The organism is Amaricoccus solimangrovi, assembly GCF_006385685.1.
GTDB classification, from domain to species: Bacteria; Pseudomonadota; Alphaproteobacteria; order Rhodobacterales; family Rhodobacteraceae; genus Amaricoccus; species Amaricoccus solimangrovi.
The window spans coordinates 12,004-27,166 of the sequence record NZ_VFRP01000009.1 but is presented as its reverse complement, the minus strand read 5'-3'; the positions used below and the strand labels follow the sequence as shown (position 1 = coordinate 27,166).

General features: G+C 67.4%; 15 protein-coding genes. 4 read left to right on the top strand and 11 right to left on the bottom strand.

Features of this window, described 5'->3' with window-relative positions; all coding sequences use genetic code 11:
* The first annotated feature begins 8 nt into the window (after nt 1-8).
* From FJM51_RS10680 to cysE, 3 genes are all read left to right on the top strand, one after another.
* Nucleotides 9-3,899, top strand: a complete 3,891-nt coding sequence (locus tag FJM51_RS10680; protein ID WP_140454131.1) for a baseplate multidomain protein megatron — start codon at nt 9-11, stop codon at nt 3,897-3,899.
* Nucleotides 3,892-4,605, top strand: a complete 714-nt coding sequence (locus FJM51_RS10675; protein ID WP_140454130.1) for a DUF2793 domain-containing protein — start codon at nt 3,892-3,894, stop codon at nt 4,603-4,605. Before FJM51_RS10680 ends, FJM51_RS10675 begins: the two co-directional genes overlap by 8 nt.
* Nucleotides 4,606-4,673: 68 nt before the next feature.
* Nucleotides 4,674-5,486 carry a serine O-acetyltransferase gene (cysE, locus tag FJM51_RS10670; RefSeq protein WP_140454129.1) on the top strand — a complete coding sequence of 271 codons (813 nt, stop codon included), beginning with the start codon at nt 4,674-4,676 and terminating at the stop codon, nt 5,484-5,486.
* 2 nt (nt 5,487-5,488) lie between these two features.
* Here cysE and FJM51_RS10665 read toward each other — a convergent pair whose 3' ends face one another.
* From FJM51_RS10665 to FJM51_RS10625, 9 genes are all read right to left on the bottom strand, one after another.
* Nucleotides 5,489-6,184, bottom strand: a complete 696-nt coding sequence (locus tag FJM51_RS10665; RefSeq protein ID WP_140454128.1) for an ABC transporter permease — start codon at nt 6,182-6,184, stop codon at nt 5,489-5,491.
* A complete protein-coding gene (locus FJM51_RS10660) occupies nt 6,185-6,862 on the bottom strand; it encodes an ABC transporter permease (RefSeq protein ID WP_140454127.1) in 678 nt (225 codons plus the stop codon).
* Between the two features lie 27 nt (nt 6,863-6,889).
* Entirely contained in the window at nt 6,890-7,660 is a 771-nt protein-coding gene (locus FJM51_RS10655) for a transporter substrate-binding domain-containing protein (RefSeq protein WP_140454126.1), read from the bottom strand.
* A gap of 43 nt (nt 7,661-7,703) precedes the next feature.
* The gene (locus FJM51_RS10650) at nt 7,704-8,501 is read right to left on the bottom strand and encodes an ABC transporter ATP-binding protein (protein WP_140454125.1); all 798 of its coding nucleotides are present in this window, start codon (nt 8,499-8,501) and stop codon (nt 7,704-7,706) included.
* Nucleotides 8,502-8,608: 107 nt separating this feature from the next.
* Nucleotides 8,609-8,794, bottom strand: coding sequence for a cbb3-type cytochrome oxidase assembly protein CcoS (gene ccoS / locus FJM51_RS10645; protein ID WP_140454124.1), 186 nt, complete (start codon nt 8,792-8,794; stop codon nt 8,609-8,611).
* Nucleotides 8,791-11,007: a heavy metal translocating P-type ATPase gene (locus FJM51_RS10640; RefSeq protein ID WP_140454123.1), complete on the bottom strand. Its 2,217-nt coding sequence runs from the start codon at nt 11,005-11,007 to the stop codon at nt 8,791-8,793. The genes ccoS and FJM51_RS10640 overlap by 4 nt, the downstream gene beginning before the upstream one ends.
* Complete coding sequence (locus FJM51_RS10635; RefSeq protein ID WP_140454122.1) at nt 11,007-11,462, bottom strand: FixH family protein; 456 nt, start codon at nt 11,460-11,462, stop codon at nt 11,007-11,009. Before FJM51_RS10635 ends, FJM51_RS10640 begins: the two co-directional genes overlap by 1 nt.
* A complete protein-coding gene (ccoG, locus tag FJM51_RS10630; protein WP_181164526.1) occupies nt 11,459-12,871 on the bottom strand; it encodes a cytochrome c oxidase accessory protein CcoG in 1,413 nt (470 codons plus the stop codon). The genes FJM51_RS10635 and ccoG overlap by 4 nt, the downstream gene beginning before the upstream one ends.
* A gap of 78 nt (nt 12,872-12,949) precedes the next feature.
* Nucleotides 12,950-13,837, bottom strand: coding sequence for a LysR family transcriptional regulator (locus FJM51_RS10625; RefSeq protein WP_306419425.1), 888 nt, complete (start codon nt 13,835-13,837; stop codon nt 12,950-12,952).
* Between the two features lie 133 nt (nt 13,838-13,970).
* On the opposite strand from FJM51_RS10625, the gene FJM51_RS24710 reads away from it, so the two are divergent.
* Nucleotides 13,971-14,096, top strand: a complete 126-nt coding sequence (locus tag FJM51_RS24710) for a hypothetical protein (protein WP_267901407.1) — start codon at nt 13,971-13,973, stop codon at nt 14,094-14,096.
* Nucleotides 14,097-14,118: 22 nt separating this feature from the next.
* On the opposite strand, the gene ccoP is transcribed toward FJM51_RS24710, so the two are convergent.
* Together ccoP and FJM51_RS10615 are read right to left on the bottom strand one after the other, a co-directional pair.
* Complete coding sequence (gene ccoP / locus FJM51_RS10620) at nt 14,119-14,988, bottom strand: cytochrome-c oxidase, cbb3-type subunit III (protein ID WP_140454120.1); 870 nt, start codon at nt 14,986-14,988, stop codon at nt 14,119-14,121.
* On the bottom strand, nt 14,978-15,160 hold the full coding sequence (locus FJM51_RS10615; RefSeq protein WP_140454119.1) for a cbb3-type cytochrome c oxidase subunit 3: 183 nt from the start codon (nt 15,158-15,160) through the stop codon (nt 14,978-14,980). The genes ccoP and FJM51_RS10615 overlap by 11 nt, the downstream gene beginning before the upstream one ends.
* Nucleotides 15,161-15,163: the final 3 nt, after the last annotated feature.

The window sequence follows — 15,163 nt, the reverse complement described above, 5'->3', positions numbered from 1 at the left end:
GAGATCCGATGGCCACGTTGTTACTGGCGGCGACCGGCGCCGCGCTGGGCGGAGGTATCGGCGGCTCGATCGCGGGGCTCACCGCGACCGCGCTCGGAAAGGCCGCGGGAGCGACGCTGGGTTCGCTCATCGACCAGCGGCTCCTGGGTCTGGGCTCGGAGCCGGTGGCGACGGGCAAGGTGGAGCGGTTTCGCGTCATGGGCGGCGCCGAGGGCGCGCCGCTGCCGCGGGTTTTCGGACGGACCCGCGTCGCCGGCCAGATGATCTGGTCGAGCAGGTTTCTCGAGACGGTGACGAGCTCGAACGTCGGGGGCAAGGGCGGGCAGCAGGTTCGGGAATACGGCTACACCGTGAGTTTCGCCCTGGCGATCTGCGAGGGGCCCGTCGTCAGGATCGGGCGCATCTGGGCCGATGGCCAGCCGGTCGACCAGTCCTTGCTCAACTGGCGGCTTCATTCCGGTACCGAGGATCAGTTGCCCGATCCGTTGATCGCCGCGATCGAAGGTGACGCGGGCGCGCCCTCCTACCGGGGCACGGCCTACGCCGTCTTCGAGGATCTCGATCTGGCGCCGTTCGGCAACCGCATTCCCCAGCTGAACTTCGAGGTCTTCCGCCGCCCGCCGCGTCCGGCGGGGGTCGATCTGCCGCCGCATCCGGCGGATGAGATCGCGGGTGTCGCCCTCGTGCCGGGGACCGGGGAGTATTCCCTGGCAACGGAAATCGTCAGCTTCGATCGGGGCAAGGGGGATGTGGAAATCCTCAACGCGCACAACGATCTCGGCCTTCCTGATCTTGTCGCCTCCACGGGGCAGATGGTCGCGGAGTTGCCCAACCTCGGCTCGGTCTCCCTCGTCGTGAGCTGGTTCGGGAACGATCTGCGCTGCGGCGCATGCGCGTTGCGGCCCGCCGTGGAGCAGGCGGCGGAGGATGCCACGATGGCCTGGCGGGTCGGCGGGCTGGGACGCGATCAGGCGCAGGTGGTGAACTGGAAGGACGGCCGTCCGCTGTTCGGCGGCACGCCGGCCGACACGGCGGTGGTCCAGGGGATCGAGCATCTGCGCGGCCTCGGCGTGGCGGTCATGTTCTATCCCTTCATCCTGATGGATATCCTGCCGGGCAACGGTCTGCCCGATCCGTGGTCGATGGCGGCCGAACAGCCGGCGGTGCCGTGGAGAGGAAGGATCACACTCTCGGTCGCACCGGGCCGGGACAATTCCCCGGACCAGAGCGCGCTCGCCGCCGCGGAGGTCGCGAACTTCTTCGGGACCGCGCAGGTCGAGCATTTCGACATCTCCGGGGGAACGGTTCAGTACCGCGGGCCGGATGAATGGTCATATCGCCGGTTCATCCTGCACTACGCCCATCTCTGCGCGCTGGCGGGGGGAGTGGATGCGTTCTGCGTCGGATCGGAGATGCGTGGCCTCACCCAGATCCGTTCCGGGAAAGGCATTTATCCGGCCGTGGCGGCGCTTCGCGAACTGGCCCGGGATGTGCGACGGGTGCTCGGGCCGGATGTCAAAATAGGCTACGCGGCCGACTGGTCGGAATATTTCGGGCACCATCCCCAAGACGGATCGGGCGATGTCTACTTCCATCTCGATCCACTCTGGGGCGATCCGGAGATCGATTTCATCGGCATCGACAACTACATGCCGCTGTCGGACTGGCGGGCGGGGGACGACCATCTGGACGCGGCCCATGGCTCCATCTACGACCTCGGGTATCTCCGCGGAAACGTCGCCGGCGGCGAAGGCTACGACTGGTATTACGCCGATGAAAGCGCCCGCGAGGCGCAATCGCGGACGCCCATCCGCGACACCGCCGCGGGGGAAGACTGGATCTTTCGCTGCAAGGATATCCTGAACTGGTGGTCGAACCCCCACCACGACCGTTCGGGGGGAGTCAGGGAGCCCGAACCGACGGCCTGGCAGCCCCGTTCGAAGCCGATCTGGTTCACGGAACTCGGATGCCCGGCGGTGGACAAGGGGACGAACCAGCCGAACGTCTTCGTCGATCCAAAATCCTCGGAAAGCTTCCTGCCCTACCATTCCGATGGCGCGCGCGACGATTTCATCCAGCAGCGCTACCTGCAGGCGATGTTCGCCCATTGGGCGGATCCGGCCAACAATCCGCGATCCGGGATCTACGACGGGCGGATGGTCGAGATGCGCCGCGCCCATGTCTGGGCCTGGGATGCGCGCCCATGGCCCGATTTTCCCGCGCGGCTCGAGGTCTGGGCGGACGGGGGAAACTATCCGCTCGGACATTGGCTGAACGGCCGCGCCGGGCTGGTCTCCTTGGCCGAGGTGGTCGCGGAGATCGCGAGCGAGACGCGCCCGCTCGACCTTGCGAGGCTCCACGGTGGGGTCACGGGGTACACGGTCGAGAGTGTCGAATCCGCGCGCCAGAGTCTGCAGCCCCTGATGCTGGCTTATGGCTTCGACGGTTACGCCTCGGGCGAGGGGCTCGCCTTCGTATCGCGCGATGGCCAGCCGGTCTGCTCGGTCAGCGAGGAGGACTTCGCATACGACGGCGAGTCTTCCCTCCTGTCGCGCACGCGGGCGCCGGCGTCGGAGGCGGTGGGCCGTGTGACGGTGGGATTCGTCAAGGCCGACGCGGACTATCAGGCCGGCGCGGTCGAGGCGGCCTCTGGGGCGGCGCCGAACGTCTCCCAGTCATCGACGGCGATCGTGTTTCGCGACTCTCAGGCTCAGGCCGTGGCGGATCGCTGGCTGCATGAGGGTCTCATCGCCCAGGAGGTGATCGAGTTCGCCGTGTCCCCATCCAGACTTGCCGTTCAGCCGGGCGACGTGCTGAACGTGATCAGCGCGGCGGGCGAACGGCTCTATCGGATCGACAAGATCGAGGACGCCGGCGCGAGGCGGCTCTACGGTGTTCGAGTCGAGCGCGAGGCATATGTCAACGGTGGGACTGCCGACACGCGCGATACGCCGACGGTGATCGACTCGCCGCCCCCCGTCTACGCCGAGTTTCTGGACCTTCCCCTTCTGACGGGCGAGGAGGTGCCGCACGCGCCTCACATCGCGGCGGTCGGCGGGCCCGGTGGTGGAATCGCCGTCTATTCGGCTAGCGAGGACAGCGGCTACACGCTGAACCGGACGCTTCGGAAGCGCGCGACGATCGGCGAGACGCTCGGTCCGCTCATGCGCGCGGAGGCGGGCCTGTGGATGCCGGCGAGCCTCGATGTGCGACTTCGGCGGGGGGCGCTGCAAAGCAGATCCGTGTCGGACGTGCTCAATGGCGCGAACGCGGCGGCGGTTCGGTCATCGGGGGATGACTGGGAGGTGATCCAGTTCCTCGGTGCGGAGTTGATCGGGAACGGGGTATACCGGTTGTCCGGTCTGCTGCGGGGGCAGGCCGGTACCGATGGCACAATGCCGGAGATCTGGCCCGCGGGAAGTGATTTCGTCCTGCTCGACTCGGCGGTGACACAGATCGATCTGGCGCTGAGCGCGAGGGGCCTTGCGCGGAACTATCGCGTCGGACCCGCGGGGCGGCCTTACGATCATCCGAGTTTCGTTCATTCCGTACGGGCTTTCGACGCCATCGGACTGCGTCCCTACGCGCCGGCGCACCTGAGAGCGCGTCGGCGGTCCGACGGAGACATCGTTCTGAACTGGATTCGACGGACACGAATCGACGGGGACAACTGGCAGGGGGAGGAAGTGCCGCTCGGAGAGAGTTCCGAGCGTTATGCCGTGCGCGTCCGGAGTCGCGGCGTGCTCGTCCATGAGTTCACTGTTACCTCCACCGCCGCCGTCTACACTCTCGCGGAGCAGGAGCGCGACTCCGCCGAGGGGCCGCTCGTCTTCGAAGTCGCGCAGGTCTCTGACCAGTTTGGCCCAGGACCCTATCAAAGGATTTCCCTTGATGGCTAAGACTACCAATCTGGCGCTACCCTTGATCTCGCCCTCTCAGGCGCAAAAGCATGTGACTGTGAACGAGGCGCTCGCGCGCCTCGACGCGGTCACCCAGATGAGAGTGCTGGCCGATGACCTTCGCACGCCGCCCGCGAGCGCGGAGGAGGGTGCGGGTTATGTGATTCCGGACTCGGCGAGCGCTTCCTGGGCGGAGCGACACGGCCAGATCGCGGTCTGGAGCAACGGGGGCTGGGTCTATCTCTCGCCCGTCGCCGGATGGAGGGCCTGGCACATCTCCCGCGCCGCCTGGCTCGTCTACGATGGGGCGGAGTGGGTATCCGACGCGATCAGCGTATCGAGAGGCGGCGCCCGCACCACGAGCGAGATCCTTGAATTCGATCAGAGGCTTGGCGCCGGGGCGAGTCTCGAGACGGAAGCGCGGATTCCGGCCAACGCGCTGGTAACAGGTGTGACGGGCAGGGTTCTCGAGACTCTCGAGGGCACGATGACGGGCTGGCGGCTGGGTGTGTCCGCCGCGGGTGACCGCTATGGCACGGGGCTGGGCCTCGCCGCGGGATCCTACCTCCTAGGCCTGTCGGGCTCCCCGACCAGCTACTACGCTGAGACGCCTCTGGTGATCGGCGCCGAGGGGGGTATATTCGCCGCGGGCAAGATTCGCCTCGCCATTCACCTGACCCGTCTGGCTGCGCCGCGCATGGAGTGAGGTCTCGCGTGACTTGATTTCGCCGGGCGGACCGCCGAAATTGTCCGAAGTCGCTTGTGAGGTGTGTCATGGCTCAATTGAAACCGAACCTTGCCAGTCTGGATCCGGTTTGGGCGATGATCCGCCGCGAGGCCGAGGACGTCGCGCGGGGCGAGCCGCTGATGGCGAGTCTTGTGCATGCGGGGGTGCTGTACCACGCAAGCCTCGAGAGGGCTCTCAGCTACCGCATCGCGCAGAAGCTCGCGTCGTCGGACATGAGCGAACTGATCCTCCGCGAGATCGCCGACGAGGCCTATGTGGCGGAACCCGGGCTCGGGGCAGCGGCGCGCGCGGACATCATGGCCGTCTACGAGCGCGATCCCGCTTGCCATCGCTATATCCAGCCGCTGCTTTTCTTCAAAGGGTATCAGGCCCTGCAGTGCTATCGGATCGGGCATTGGCTCTGGACCAGTGGGCGCCATGACATGGCGTATTTCGTTCAGATGCGTACCTCGGAGGTGTTCGGCGTGGATATCCATCCGAACGCCCGAATGGGGCAGGGCATCCTGATCGACCATGCTCATTCGATCGTGATCGGTGAGACGGCGGTCGTCGGAGACAATGTTTCCATGCTTCACTCGGTCACGCTGGGCGGCACCGGAAAGGAAGACGGAGATCGGCATCCCAAGATCGGAAACGGCGTGCTGATAGGCGCGGGCGCCGCGGTTCTCGGCAATATCCTGATCGGCAATTGCAGCCGGGTCGCGGCGGGATCCGTCGTGCTGGAAAGCGTTCCGCCGTGCAAGACGGTCGCCGGCGTTCCCGCGCGGATCGTGGGGGATGCTGGCTGCGCGGAACCCTCGAAACTGATGGACCAGATGCTCCTGAAAGGGCAGATCTGAACTCACCGCGCCAGTGTCATGTAGCGGTTGTAGCGACGTTCCAGCCAGTGGAACAGGCTGGTGATCGCCATGGTCAGGCAGTAGTAGATGATGCCAGCCAAGGCGAAGACCTGGATCGGCTGGTAGGTCGCCGATGCCGCGAGCTGGCTCGCCCCCATCAGTTCGAGAAGCGTGATCGTGGAGGCGAGCGAGGTGCCCTTCAACAGGATTATGATCTCGTTCGAATAGGCTGGAAGGATCAGGCTGAACGCGCGGGGCAGGATCACGAGCCGGTACGCCGTGAAAGCGGACATTCCGGTCGCGCGGGCGGCCTCGATCTCGCCGCGCGGGACGGAGAGTATCCCTCCTCGAATGACTTCGCTGGAATAGGCGGCCGTGTTCAGCGTCAAGGTGATGATGGCGCAGACATAAGCCTCTCGAAGGAATGGCCACAGGAATGATGTGCGTATGAAGGCGAACTGGCCAAGACCGTAGTAGATCAGAAAGAATTGAACCAGAAGCGGCGTTCCACGAAAAAATATCGAATAGGCGCTGCTGATCCAGTAGAGGGGCAGGTTTCGCGACATTCTGGCGAGAGCCAAGGGGATGGCCATGGCTGCCCCGAGGAGGGCGGAGATGACGACCAGTTGGATGGTCAGGACCGTTCCCCAGAAGAAGTCCGGGCCGTATTCCCTCACCATCTCGAGAAAAGCGTCCATTCAAGTGCGCCGATCACTTTTCGAAGCCCGTTTCTCAAGTCGCGTGAAGATCGCCATCGACAGCAGGGTCAGAACCAGGAAGATCAGCGCGGCGGCCATATAGAATGTGAAGGGTGCGCGTGTTGTCTGCGCGGCCTGATTGGCTTTACGCATGAGATCATCCAGACCTACGATCGATACGAGGGCGGTGTCCTTGAGGGAGCCTTGCCAGAGATTGCCGATTCCCGGCAGGGCCAGCCGCCATATCTGGGGAAGCTGAACGATCCTGAAGGCCTGCCAGGCACTGAAGCCGTAGGCCCTCGCCGCTTCGATCTGCCCCTTGGGCACGGACTGGTAGGCGCCCCGAATTGTCTCCGACGCGTAGGCTGCGAATACCAGGGTCAGCGCCGTCAGCCCTGCGATCCAGGGGCTGACGTTCACCACGCCCGGCCCAAGCGCCGTGTCCAGAACCTGCGTCCCGCCGAAGTAGATCATGAGGAGCACGAGAAACTCGGGAATGCCGCGCATGAAGTTCGTGAAAACGAAGGCGCTTCGAGCCAGCCACCCATGCCTGGACAGCTTGGCCAAGGCGAGCAGCATGCCGAGGACAAGGCCCAGCAGCATCGTGCTTACGGCCAGGAGGAGGGTGAGCCTCAGACCCTGGATGAGCAGCGGCAGGTAGGCGACTAGGTCTTCCAAGCGCGGCGTCCCGATTAAACGACCTGCTCAGTGAGGCAAGATGCTTACACTGAGGTACTTTTCGTTGATCTGCTTGTATTCGCCTGACGCGATGATCTTCGCCAAGGCGTCGTCGAAGCGCTTTTTCAGCGCGTCGTCTCCTTTGCGGATCCCGATTCCCGCCCCTCCGCCGAGCAGTTCGGAATCGTAGACGGGTTCACCGACGGCGGTGAAACCCTTTCCGTCACCGGAGGCGAGAAACTCGTCTATGACGACGGAATCGGCGAACACCAGGTCAACGCGTCCACTGGACAGGTCGAGGGTCGCGGCCTCGAGCGTATCGTAGAATTGCGAGCGCGCATCCGGAAATTTCTCCTTCACGTAATCCGCCATCGTCGTGCCGCGCTGAACTCCCACGAACTTTCCGTCCATTCCCTCCGGGGTGAGCTCGACATCGCTGCCCTCCGCGGCGACGAAGAGCGCGGGCGTGATGTAATAGGGGCCGGCGAAATCGATCGCCTTCAGGCGATCCTCCGTGATCGACATCGACGCGATGATCGCATCGATCTTCTTGGAGTTCAGCGCGGGGATCAGGCCGTCGAACGACTGGTTGACTATCTCGCAATCGGCTTCCATCGCGGCGCAAAGGGCCTTCGTGATGTCGATGTCGAAACCTGTGAGTTCGCCCGAGGGCAACACGTAAGCGAAGGGCTTGTAGGCCGCCTCGGTGCCGATCCTCAGCGTATCCGCGACGCCGGGCGCGGCCGCGGCGCAGAGGGCGATTCCAAGCCCCGTCACGAACCCCATCAACGTTTTCATGAATGCTCTCCCTCGTTAGCGGCGACTTGGCCGGCCGAACTGATCATTTGAGGCTTCCGGAGAGAAACTGCCTGAAGCGTTCCGAATTCGGGTTGGCCATGATCTCGCGCGGTGGGCCCTCGTCTTCGACGAGACCCTGATGCAGGAACAGCATGTGGCTCGCCGCCTCGCGCGCGAAGCCCATTTCGTGGGTCACGATCAGCATCGTGCGCCCCTCCGCGGCGAGATCGCGCATCACCTTGAGGACTTCGTTCACGAGCTCGGGATCGAGCGCGGAGGTGGGCTCGTCGAACAGCATTACCTCAGGATCCATCGCGAGGGCGCGGGCGATTGCCACCCGCTGCTGCTGTCCGCCCGACAACTGGCCCGGGTAGTGTCCACGCTTGTCCGCCACGCCGACCTTCGCGAGCATCGCCTCGGCTTTCTCCACGGCGCTCTTCCTGTCGCGTCCGAGAACGTGGATCTGCGCCGCCGTGACGTTCTCCAGAATGGTCATGTGCTGCCACAGATTGAACTGCTGGAACACCATGCTGAGGCGGGACCGGATCCGGTCGACCTGCTTCATGTCGGCCGGGACCAGCATGCCGCCGCGCTGCCTCATCCGGATCAGTTCGCCCTTCAGGCGGACCTCGCCGCCGTCGGGCGTTTCCAGCAGGTTGATGCAGCGCAGGAAGGTAGACTTTCCGGAGCCGGAGGAGCCGAGGATCGCGACCACGTCATGCTCGCGCGCGGCGAGGGAGATCCCCTTCAGAACTTCATGGCTTCCGAATGACTTGCGGATGGATCTGACGTCGAGGGCGACCGGAATCTCCCGTGGTGCCGAAGGCCCATCACCCGCCATCGAAATTCCTTCGCAACGTGCCCCGTCCCCCCTGGACGCGACGGTGATCCCGCCCCGAGATTAACGGGATCGGAGACAAGTGCAAGCTCGCGGTGCGGTTCCTCGGTTCAGTCGGGCGACCGGCGCGAACGCGGATCGGCGGCCGGTTCCCGATCGTGACGATCATCCAGAATCCGCATCGCCTCGCCCTGGGGATCCTCGAACTGGTCGTGGCGCAGCATCCAGACGAAGGCCAGCAGCGCAAGCCCCCCCAGCGCGAGGGATGCCGGGATCAGCAGCGCCAGAATGGTCATCGGACGTCACCCCGTGCGAGCCGCAGCGCATTCAGGCTCACGACGATGGAGCTGGCGGACATGGCAATCGCGGCGATCAGCGGGCTGACGTGGCCCATGAATGCGATGGGCACCGTGATCAGGTTGTAGCCGAACGAGAAGGCGATGTTCTCGATCATGCGGCGGCGCGCCACGCGAGACATGCGCCAGGCGACGACGGCGTCGGCGAGCCGGTTGGACATGAGGACAATGTCGGCGGAGGCGCGGCTCGCATCGACCGCGGAGGCCGGCGTGATCGATACATCCGCAATCGCAAGGGCGGCGGCGTCGTTGAGCCCATCCCCGATCATCAATCCGCGATGTCCTTCGTCGTGCATCCCACGGAGATAGGCGCTCTTGTCGATCGGCGTCGCGCCCGCGTACCAGAGGTCGATCCCTACGTGGGCCGCGAGCTGGCCCACCGCCCCCTCGCCGTCACCCGACAGCAGCGCCACGTGCATCCCCTCGTCGCGAAAACCCGCCACGGTCTCGCGCGCGTCGGGGCGCGGCTCGTCCGTGAAGCGCAGCGCGATCGGCGCCTGGCTTCCCAGCCGCAGCCAGGAGATGGTCTCCGCCGCGTTCTCCGCGCCCGTCCCCACCCAGGCTCCGCGACCGAGGCGAACCTCGCCCTCCCGGGTCCGGCCCCGGATCCCGAGGCCCGGAACTTCCTCCACCTCCGTCACCGGCGCCGCCGGCACCTCCGCCGCGAGCGCCGCCCTTTCGATCGCGCGCGCCAGCGGGTGACGGCTGAACCGCGCGAGCCCGGCCGCGAGCGCCAGCGTGCCGGGATCGATCGCTTCCGGTTCGAGCAGCACCGGGTTCCCGGTGGTGAGCGTGCCGGTCTTGTCGAAGATCACGGTATCGATCCGGGCGAGCTTCTCCAGCGCGGTTCCGTCCTTCAGCAGGACGCCCCGGCGGAACAGCCGGGCCGAGGCGGCGGTCTGGACGGTCGGCACCGCCAGGCCCAGGCCACAGGGGCAGGTGACGATCATCACCGCCGCCGCGATGTTGAACGCGCTCCGCCAATCCCCCGAGGTCAAACCCCAGTAGGCCAGCGCGCCGAGCCCGAGCAGGTTCACGAGCGGCGCGTAGGCCCGCGCGGCGCGGTCGGCCAGGGTCGCGCAGCTTCCGCGCGCCAGTTCCGCCGCCTCGACCAGATGGGTGATCCGGCGCAGCAGCGTCTCCTCGCCCAGGCCGACGATCCGCACGCGCAGCGCGCCGGTCAGGTTCACCATTCCCGCGTGAACCGTGTCGCCGGGCGAGACCGCGCGCGGCAGGGTCTCTCCCGTCAGCATCGAGCAGTCGAGCTCCGAACGCCCCTCGGTCACCTGGCCATCGACGGGCACGCGACCGCCCGGTACGACGACGATCTCTTCCCCCGCCCGCAACGCATCCACCGGCACCGTCTCGATCGTGCCGTCCGGACGCCGCCGTTCGGCCCGGCGCACTTCGAGCGCCGCGAGTTCGGCCGCGGCCGAGCGCGCCGAGAGCCGCGCGGCATGTGCGAGATAGCGCCCGACGAGCAGGAAGAAGGTCAGCATGATCGCCGCTTCGAAGAAGGCCTGCCTGCCCGAAAGGATCGTCTCCGACAGCGAGACCGCCGCGGCGAGGATGATCGCCGTCGAGATCGGGACATCCATGTTCATCCGGCCGGCCAGAAGCGCCCGCCCGGCGGATCGGAAGAACGGGGTCGCGGCGAAGGCCACGGCGGGCAGCGTGATCAGCGCCGACAGCCAGTGCATGAGATCCCGCGTCGCATCGGTCGCGCCCGACCAGACCGCGACCGACAGCAGCATCACGTTCATCGAGGCGAAGCCCGCGACGCCGATCCGCGCGAGCAGGGCGCGCCCCTCCGGATCCGCCCGCGTTCCGGCGAGACGTGCGCCGTCGAGCGGCCGCGCCTCGAAACCGCGCGCGCGCAGGAGCGCGATCAGCCGCTCCTCGGCTTCCGGCGCGTCGGCCACGGTCACGTTCACCCGCTTGCGGGTCAGGTTGACCCGCGCCGCCAGAACCGAGGCGTCGCTCAGGAGCGCGCGCTCGACGCCCGAGATGCAGGCCGCGCAGTGGATCGCGGGCAGCGACAACTCGACCCGCCGCTGACGCGGCGTCGCCTCCGGTCTGGCCCGCGCCGCGACCTCGGGATCCGGCGCCGCGGCGCAGGCGGGGCAGGCCATGCCGAGGGCCGCCTCGGCCATCACTCGGCCCCCACGTAGAAGCTCCGGCTCTGGCGGAAGCGCGTCCCGTCCAGGGCCTCCGCCGCGATCTCCGCCCGCCATCCGCCCTTCGGGAGCGGATGCGCCGCGACATATCCCCGCCCCGTCTCGTCCATCGGCATCGTGGCGTCCTCGGCGTTGGTGCCGGGCCTGCCGACCGTCACCGAGACCTTCGCCGGGCGCGGTGTCCGGCCGGCGCCATCGGTGAAATCGAGGTGGAGATAGCCGCGCTCGACACGCGGCGTCACCTGCCAGCCGAGCCCGCGCTGCGCGTCGCGTTCCGCGTCGAAGGTCTGGCTCGACAGGTAGGAATTGTCGACGACCGTGCCGGAGAATGTGTCGACGGCGACGACGGCGAGCACGGCGTTCGCCGCGATGATCACGCCGAAGGCGCCGACCGCGATCGCCGCCACCCTCCGTCCCGTGAGTTCGCTCACCGTTGCCTCCCGTGAAAGACCGTCTCCTCCGCCGCCCGCGCGTCCCCGGCGGTGTCCGTCGCGATCATCTCGACGGGCATCGAGACCTCGGCGTTGGCCGGGCTCTCGGGCGCGCTGGTCAGATAGGCGCGCTGGCGCAGCGTCTCGTTCGCGGGCACCGTCACGGTCAGCCCCTCCACCCCCTGCAGTTCGAGGCTGAGCGGCGTCTCGGAACGCGCGGACAGGGCGACGTCGCGCGGATAGCCCGTCATGTTGCGCAGCCGCAGTTCGTAGGCGTTGCGGATCGACCCGTCCGAGAGCGTGACGTTGATCGGATTGCGGATCGGCTCGACCGCGAGCGTCATGTCGACGCGCATCACCAGCGCCGCCAGCAGGCCGATCCCGATCCCCGACCACAGCACCGCGTAGAGCAGGATCCGGGGCCGCAGCACCCGGCGCCAGGTCAGCCCGCCCGTTCCCGCCTCGTCGGCGAGCGCCACGTAGTCGATGAGCCCGCGCGGCTTGTCGATCTTCGCCATCACGTCGTCGCAGGCGTCGATGCAGAGCGCGCAGGTGATGCAGGCGAGCTGCTGGCCGTCGCGGATGTCGATCCCCATCGGGCAGACGTTCACGCAGGCGCGGCAGTCGATGCAGTCGCCGAGCGGCGTGGCGGAGCGAGCCTGATGCTTGCCCCGCGGCTCGCCCCGCGCCTCGCGGTAGCCGACGGTGATCGTGCCCTCGTCCATCATCGCGGCCTGGATCCGGGGCCAGGGGCACATGTAGACGCAGACCTGCTCGCGCATGAAGCCGCCGAAGACGAAGGTCGTCGCCGTCAGCACCGCGATCGAGCCATAGGCGGCGCCGGGCGCCTCGAAGCGGACCAGCTCGCCGAGAAGGGTGGGGGCGTCGGTGAAGTAGAATACCCAGGCGCCGCCCGTCGCGAGCGCGATCAGCAGCCAGAGCGTCCATTTGATGGTCCTGAGCCGGATCTTCGTCGCGGTCCAGGGCGCGTTCCAGAGGCGGACGCGCGCGTTGCGATCCCCCTCGACCCAGCGTTCGACCAGGATGAAGAGGTCGGTCCACACCGTCTGCGGGCAGGCGTATCCGCACCAGACCCGGCCGAGCGCGGCGGTGAAGAGGAAGAGGCCGAGCCCCGCCATGATGAGCAGGCCGGCGATGAAGTAGAATTCCTGCGGCCAGATCTCGATGAGGAAGAAGTAGAACCGGCGGTTCGCGAGATCGACCAGCACGGCCTGGTCCGGCAGGCTCGGGCCGCGGTCCCAGCGGATCCATGGCGTGACGTAGTAGATCGTCAGCGTCACCGCCATGATCCACCATTTCAACCGCCGGAACGTGCCGGAGACGCGCCGCGGGAAGATCGGTTCCCGCGCCGCGTAGAGCGGTGGTGGTTCGCTGGTCGGATTCGTCACGGCACACCCCATCGGGGGCGGAAGCCCCCCTTCGCCGGCAGGCATCGCACGCCCCCTCCCGCGCCGCCTTGATCCGGATCAAGCCGCGCCGAGGCCGGTTTCCCGCGCGGCCTCTCCCGCCCGGATGCGCCGGAGCCAGGACAGGAACGCACGCAGCGGCGGCCGGGCCACGCCCGGGCGGGTGACGATGTGATAGCCCGCCCCCGGCTCGTCATCGGCGAGCAGCACGACGAGCCGGCCGGCCGCGATGTCCTCTTCCACGAAGACCCGCGGCATCGCCGCCGCGAAGGGCTCGCCCCGACGCAGCGCGTCGAGCGTCAGGTTGCCCGGCAGGTGCGTGATCCGCATCTTGCGCCCCGCGGCGATCCCGCGCCGCTCCAGCCAGGAGGTGACCTCGTTCGTCCCCGTCTCCTGCAGCCAAGGCAGGTCGGCGAGCAGCGCCGGGTCGTCGGCGCTTCGTCCGGCGAGCAGGGCGGGCGGCGCCACCACCACCACCTCCGTCGGCACCAGCGGTTCCGCCTCCAGCCCCGGCCAGTGGCCGAGGCCGTAGCGGATCGCCACGTCCACCCCGCCCGGCGTCAGGGGCACCAGCGCCGCCGTCGGGTTGATCATGATCTCGACGTCCGGGTTCTCCTGCTGGAACGTCACCAGCCGGGGCATCAGCCAGCCGGTGGCGAAGGTCGGCGTCACCGAGACCTGCAGCGGACGCGTCCGCTCGAGGTCAGTCAGCGCCGAGACCGCCGCCTCGATCTCGCCGAAGGCCGAGTTGAGCGCGCGGGCGAGTTCGACCCCCGCGGGCGTCAGCGCCAGCCCGCGCCCCTCCCGCGTCGCCAGCGTCGTGCCGAGCCGCTCCTCGAGCGCGCGCATCTGCTGGCTGACGGCGGCGTGGCTTACATTGAGCGCCCGGCCCGCCTGGGACAGCCCGCCCGTTTCCGCCAGCGCCGCGAAGGCGCGCAGCGCGGTCATGGATGGAAGGTTCCGCCAGTTCATCATGTCAGATCGATCTGAAAGATCCTCTTACAGGTCTCTAATTTTCCTGCGTCGCGAAAGACTGATTTCTATCCGATAATCAGGCTTCGAGACAACGGGGAGTCGTCCAATGATCACAGTTCTCGCCGACAGCTTCGCCATTGCCACCCGCGCCGAGGCCTGGAGCCCCGCCCTCCGCGGAGAAGCCCCGGTCGCGCGCTGGCGCGACTGGCTTTCGCGCTGGTTCCGGCTGTGAGCCGTGCTTACAGCCGGACCGCCTATTCCCCGCCGCCGAGGGTATGCACGTAGATCGCGACCTTGCGGATGTCGGAGGGGCTGAGCCGGCCGCCGAAGGCCGGCATGATCCCGAAATGCGCCTGGGCGATCGAGGCATGGACATGGGACGGGTCGCCGCCATAGAGCCAGATCCGGTCGGTCAGGTTCGGCGCCCCGAACTCCCGGCCCCCGGCGCCGTCCTCGCCATGGCAGGCGGCGCAGTTCTCGGCGAAGAGCGGCGCGCCCTCGGCCGCGAGCGCGGCGTCGCGCGGATTTCCCGACAGCGATTCGACATGCTGGACCAGCGCGTCGATCTGGGCCGGCTCCAGCATCTCGCCGAAGCTCGGCATCTGGCTGTAGCGCGTGTCCGGATCGGCCTCGTAGCGGATGCCATGCGTGACCGTCTGCTCGATATCCGCCGCGGCGCCCCCCCAGAGCCAGTCGTCGTCGACGAGGTTGGGATAGCTGAACAGCATGCCGCCGCCGCCCGCGCCGTGGCATTGCGAGCAGTTGTTGCGGAACACCGCCCCGCCGCCCGCCATCGCGAAGGACAGAAGCTCGGGATCCTGCTCGACGGCGGCGATGTCGGTCCGCATCAGCCGCGCGTCGAGCGGCGCGTTGGTCTCGGCCGCGTGCCTCAGGTCGGCGGCCACGTTCGCCCGGCTGGAATAGCCGAGGATCCCCGGCGTCGCGCCGTGGACGAGCGGCCAGGCCGGAAACAGGATCACGTAGACGATCCCCCAGACGATCGTCCCGTAGAAGGTCCAGAGCCACCAGCGCGGCATCGGCGTGTCGAGCTCGCGGATCCCGTCCCATTCGTGCCCGGTGGTCTCGGTCCGCGTCGCCTCGTCGAACTCGCGTTTAGTGGCCATCGGGATCGTCCTTCGGCTTGTCTTCGTTCTGGAAAATGGAACTGGCGATCTCGTCGTGGACCTTCCGGGATCCCGGCCGGTACACCCAGACGATCAGCCCGGCGAAGAACAGCGCCAGCGCCAGCAGGGCCCAGCTGTCGGCGAGATGGCGCAGGAAGGTGTAATGCTCCATCGC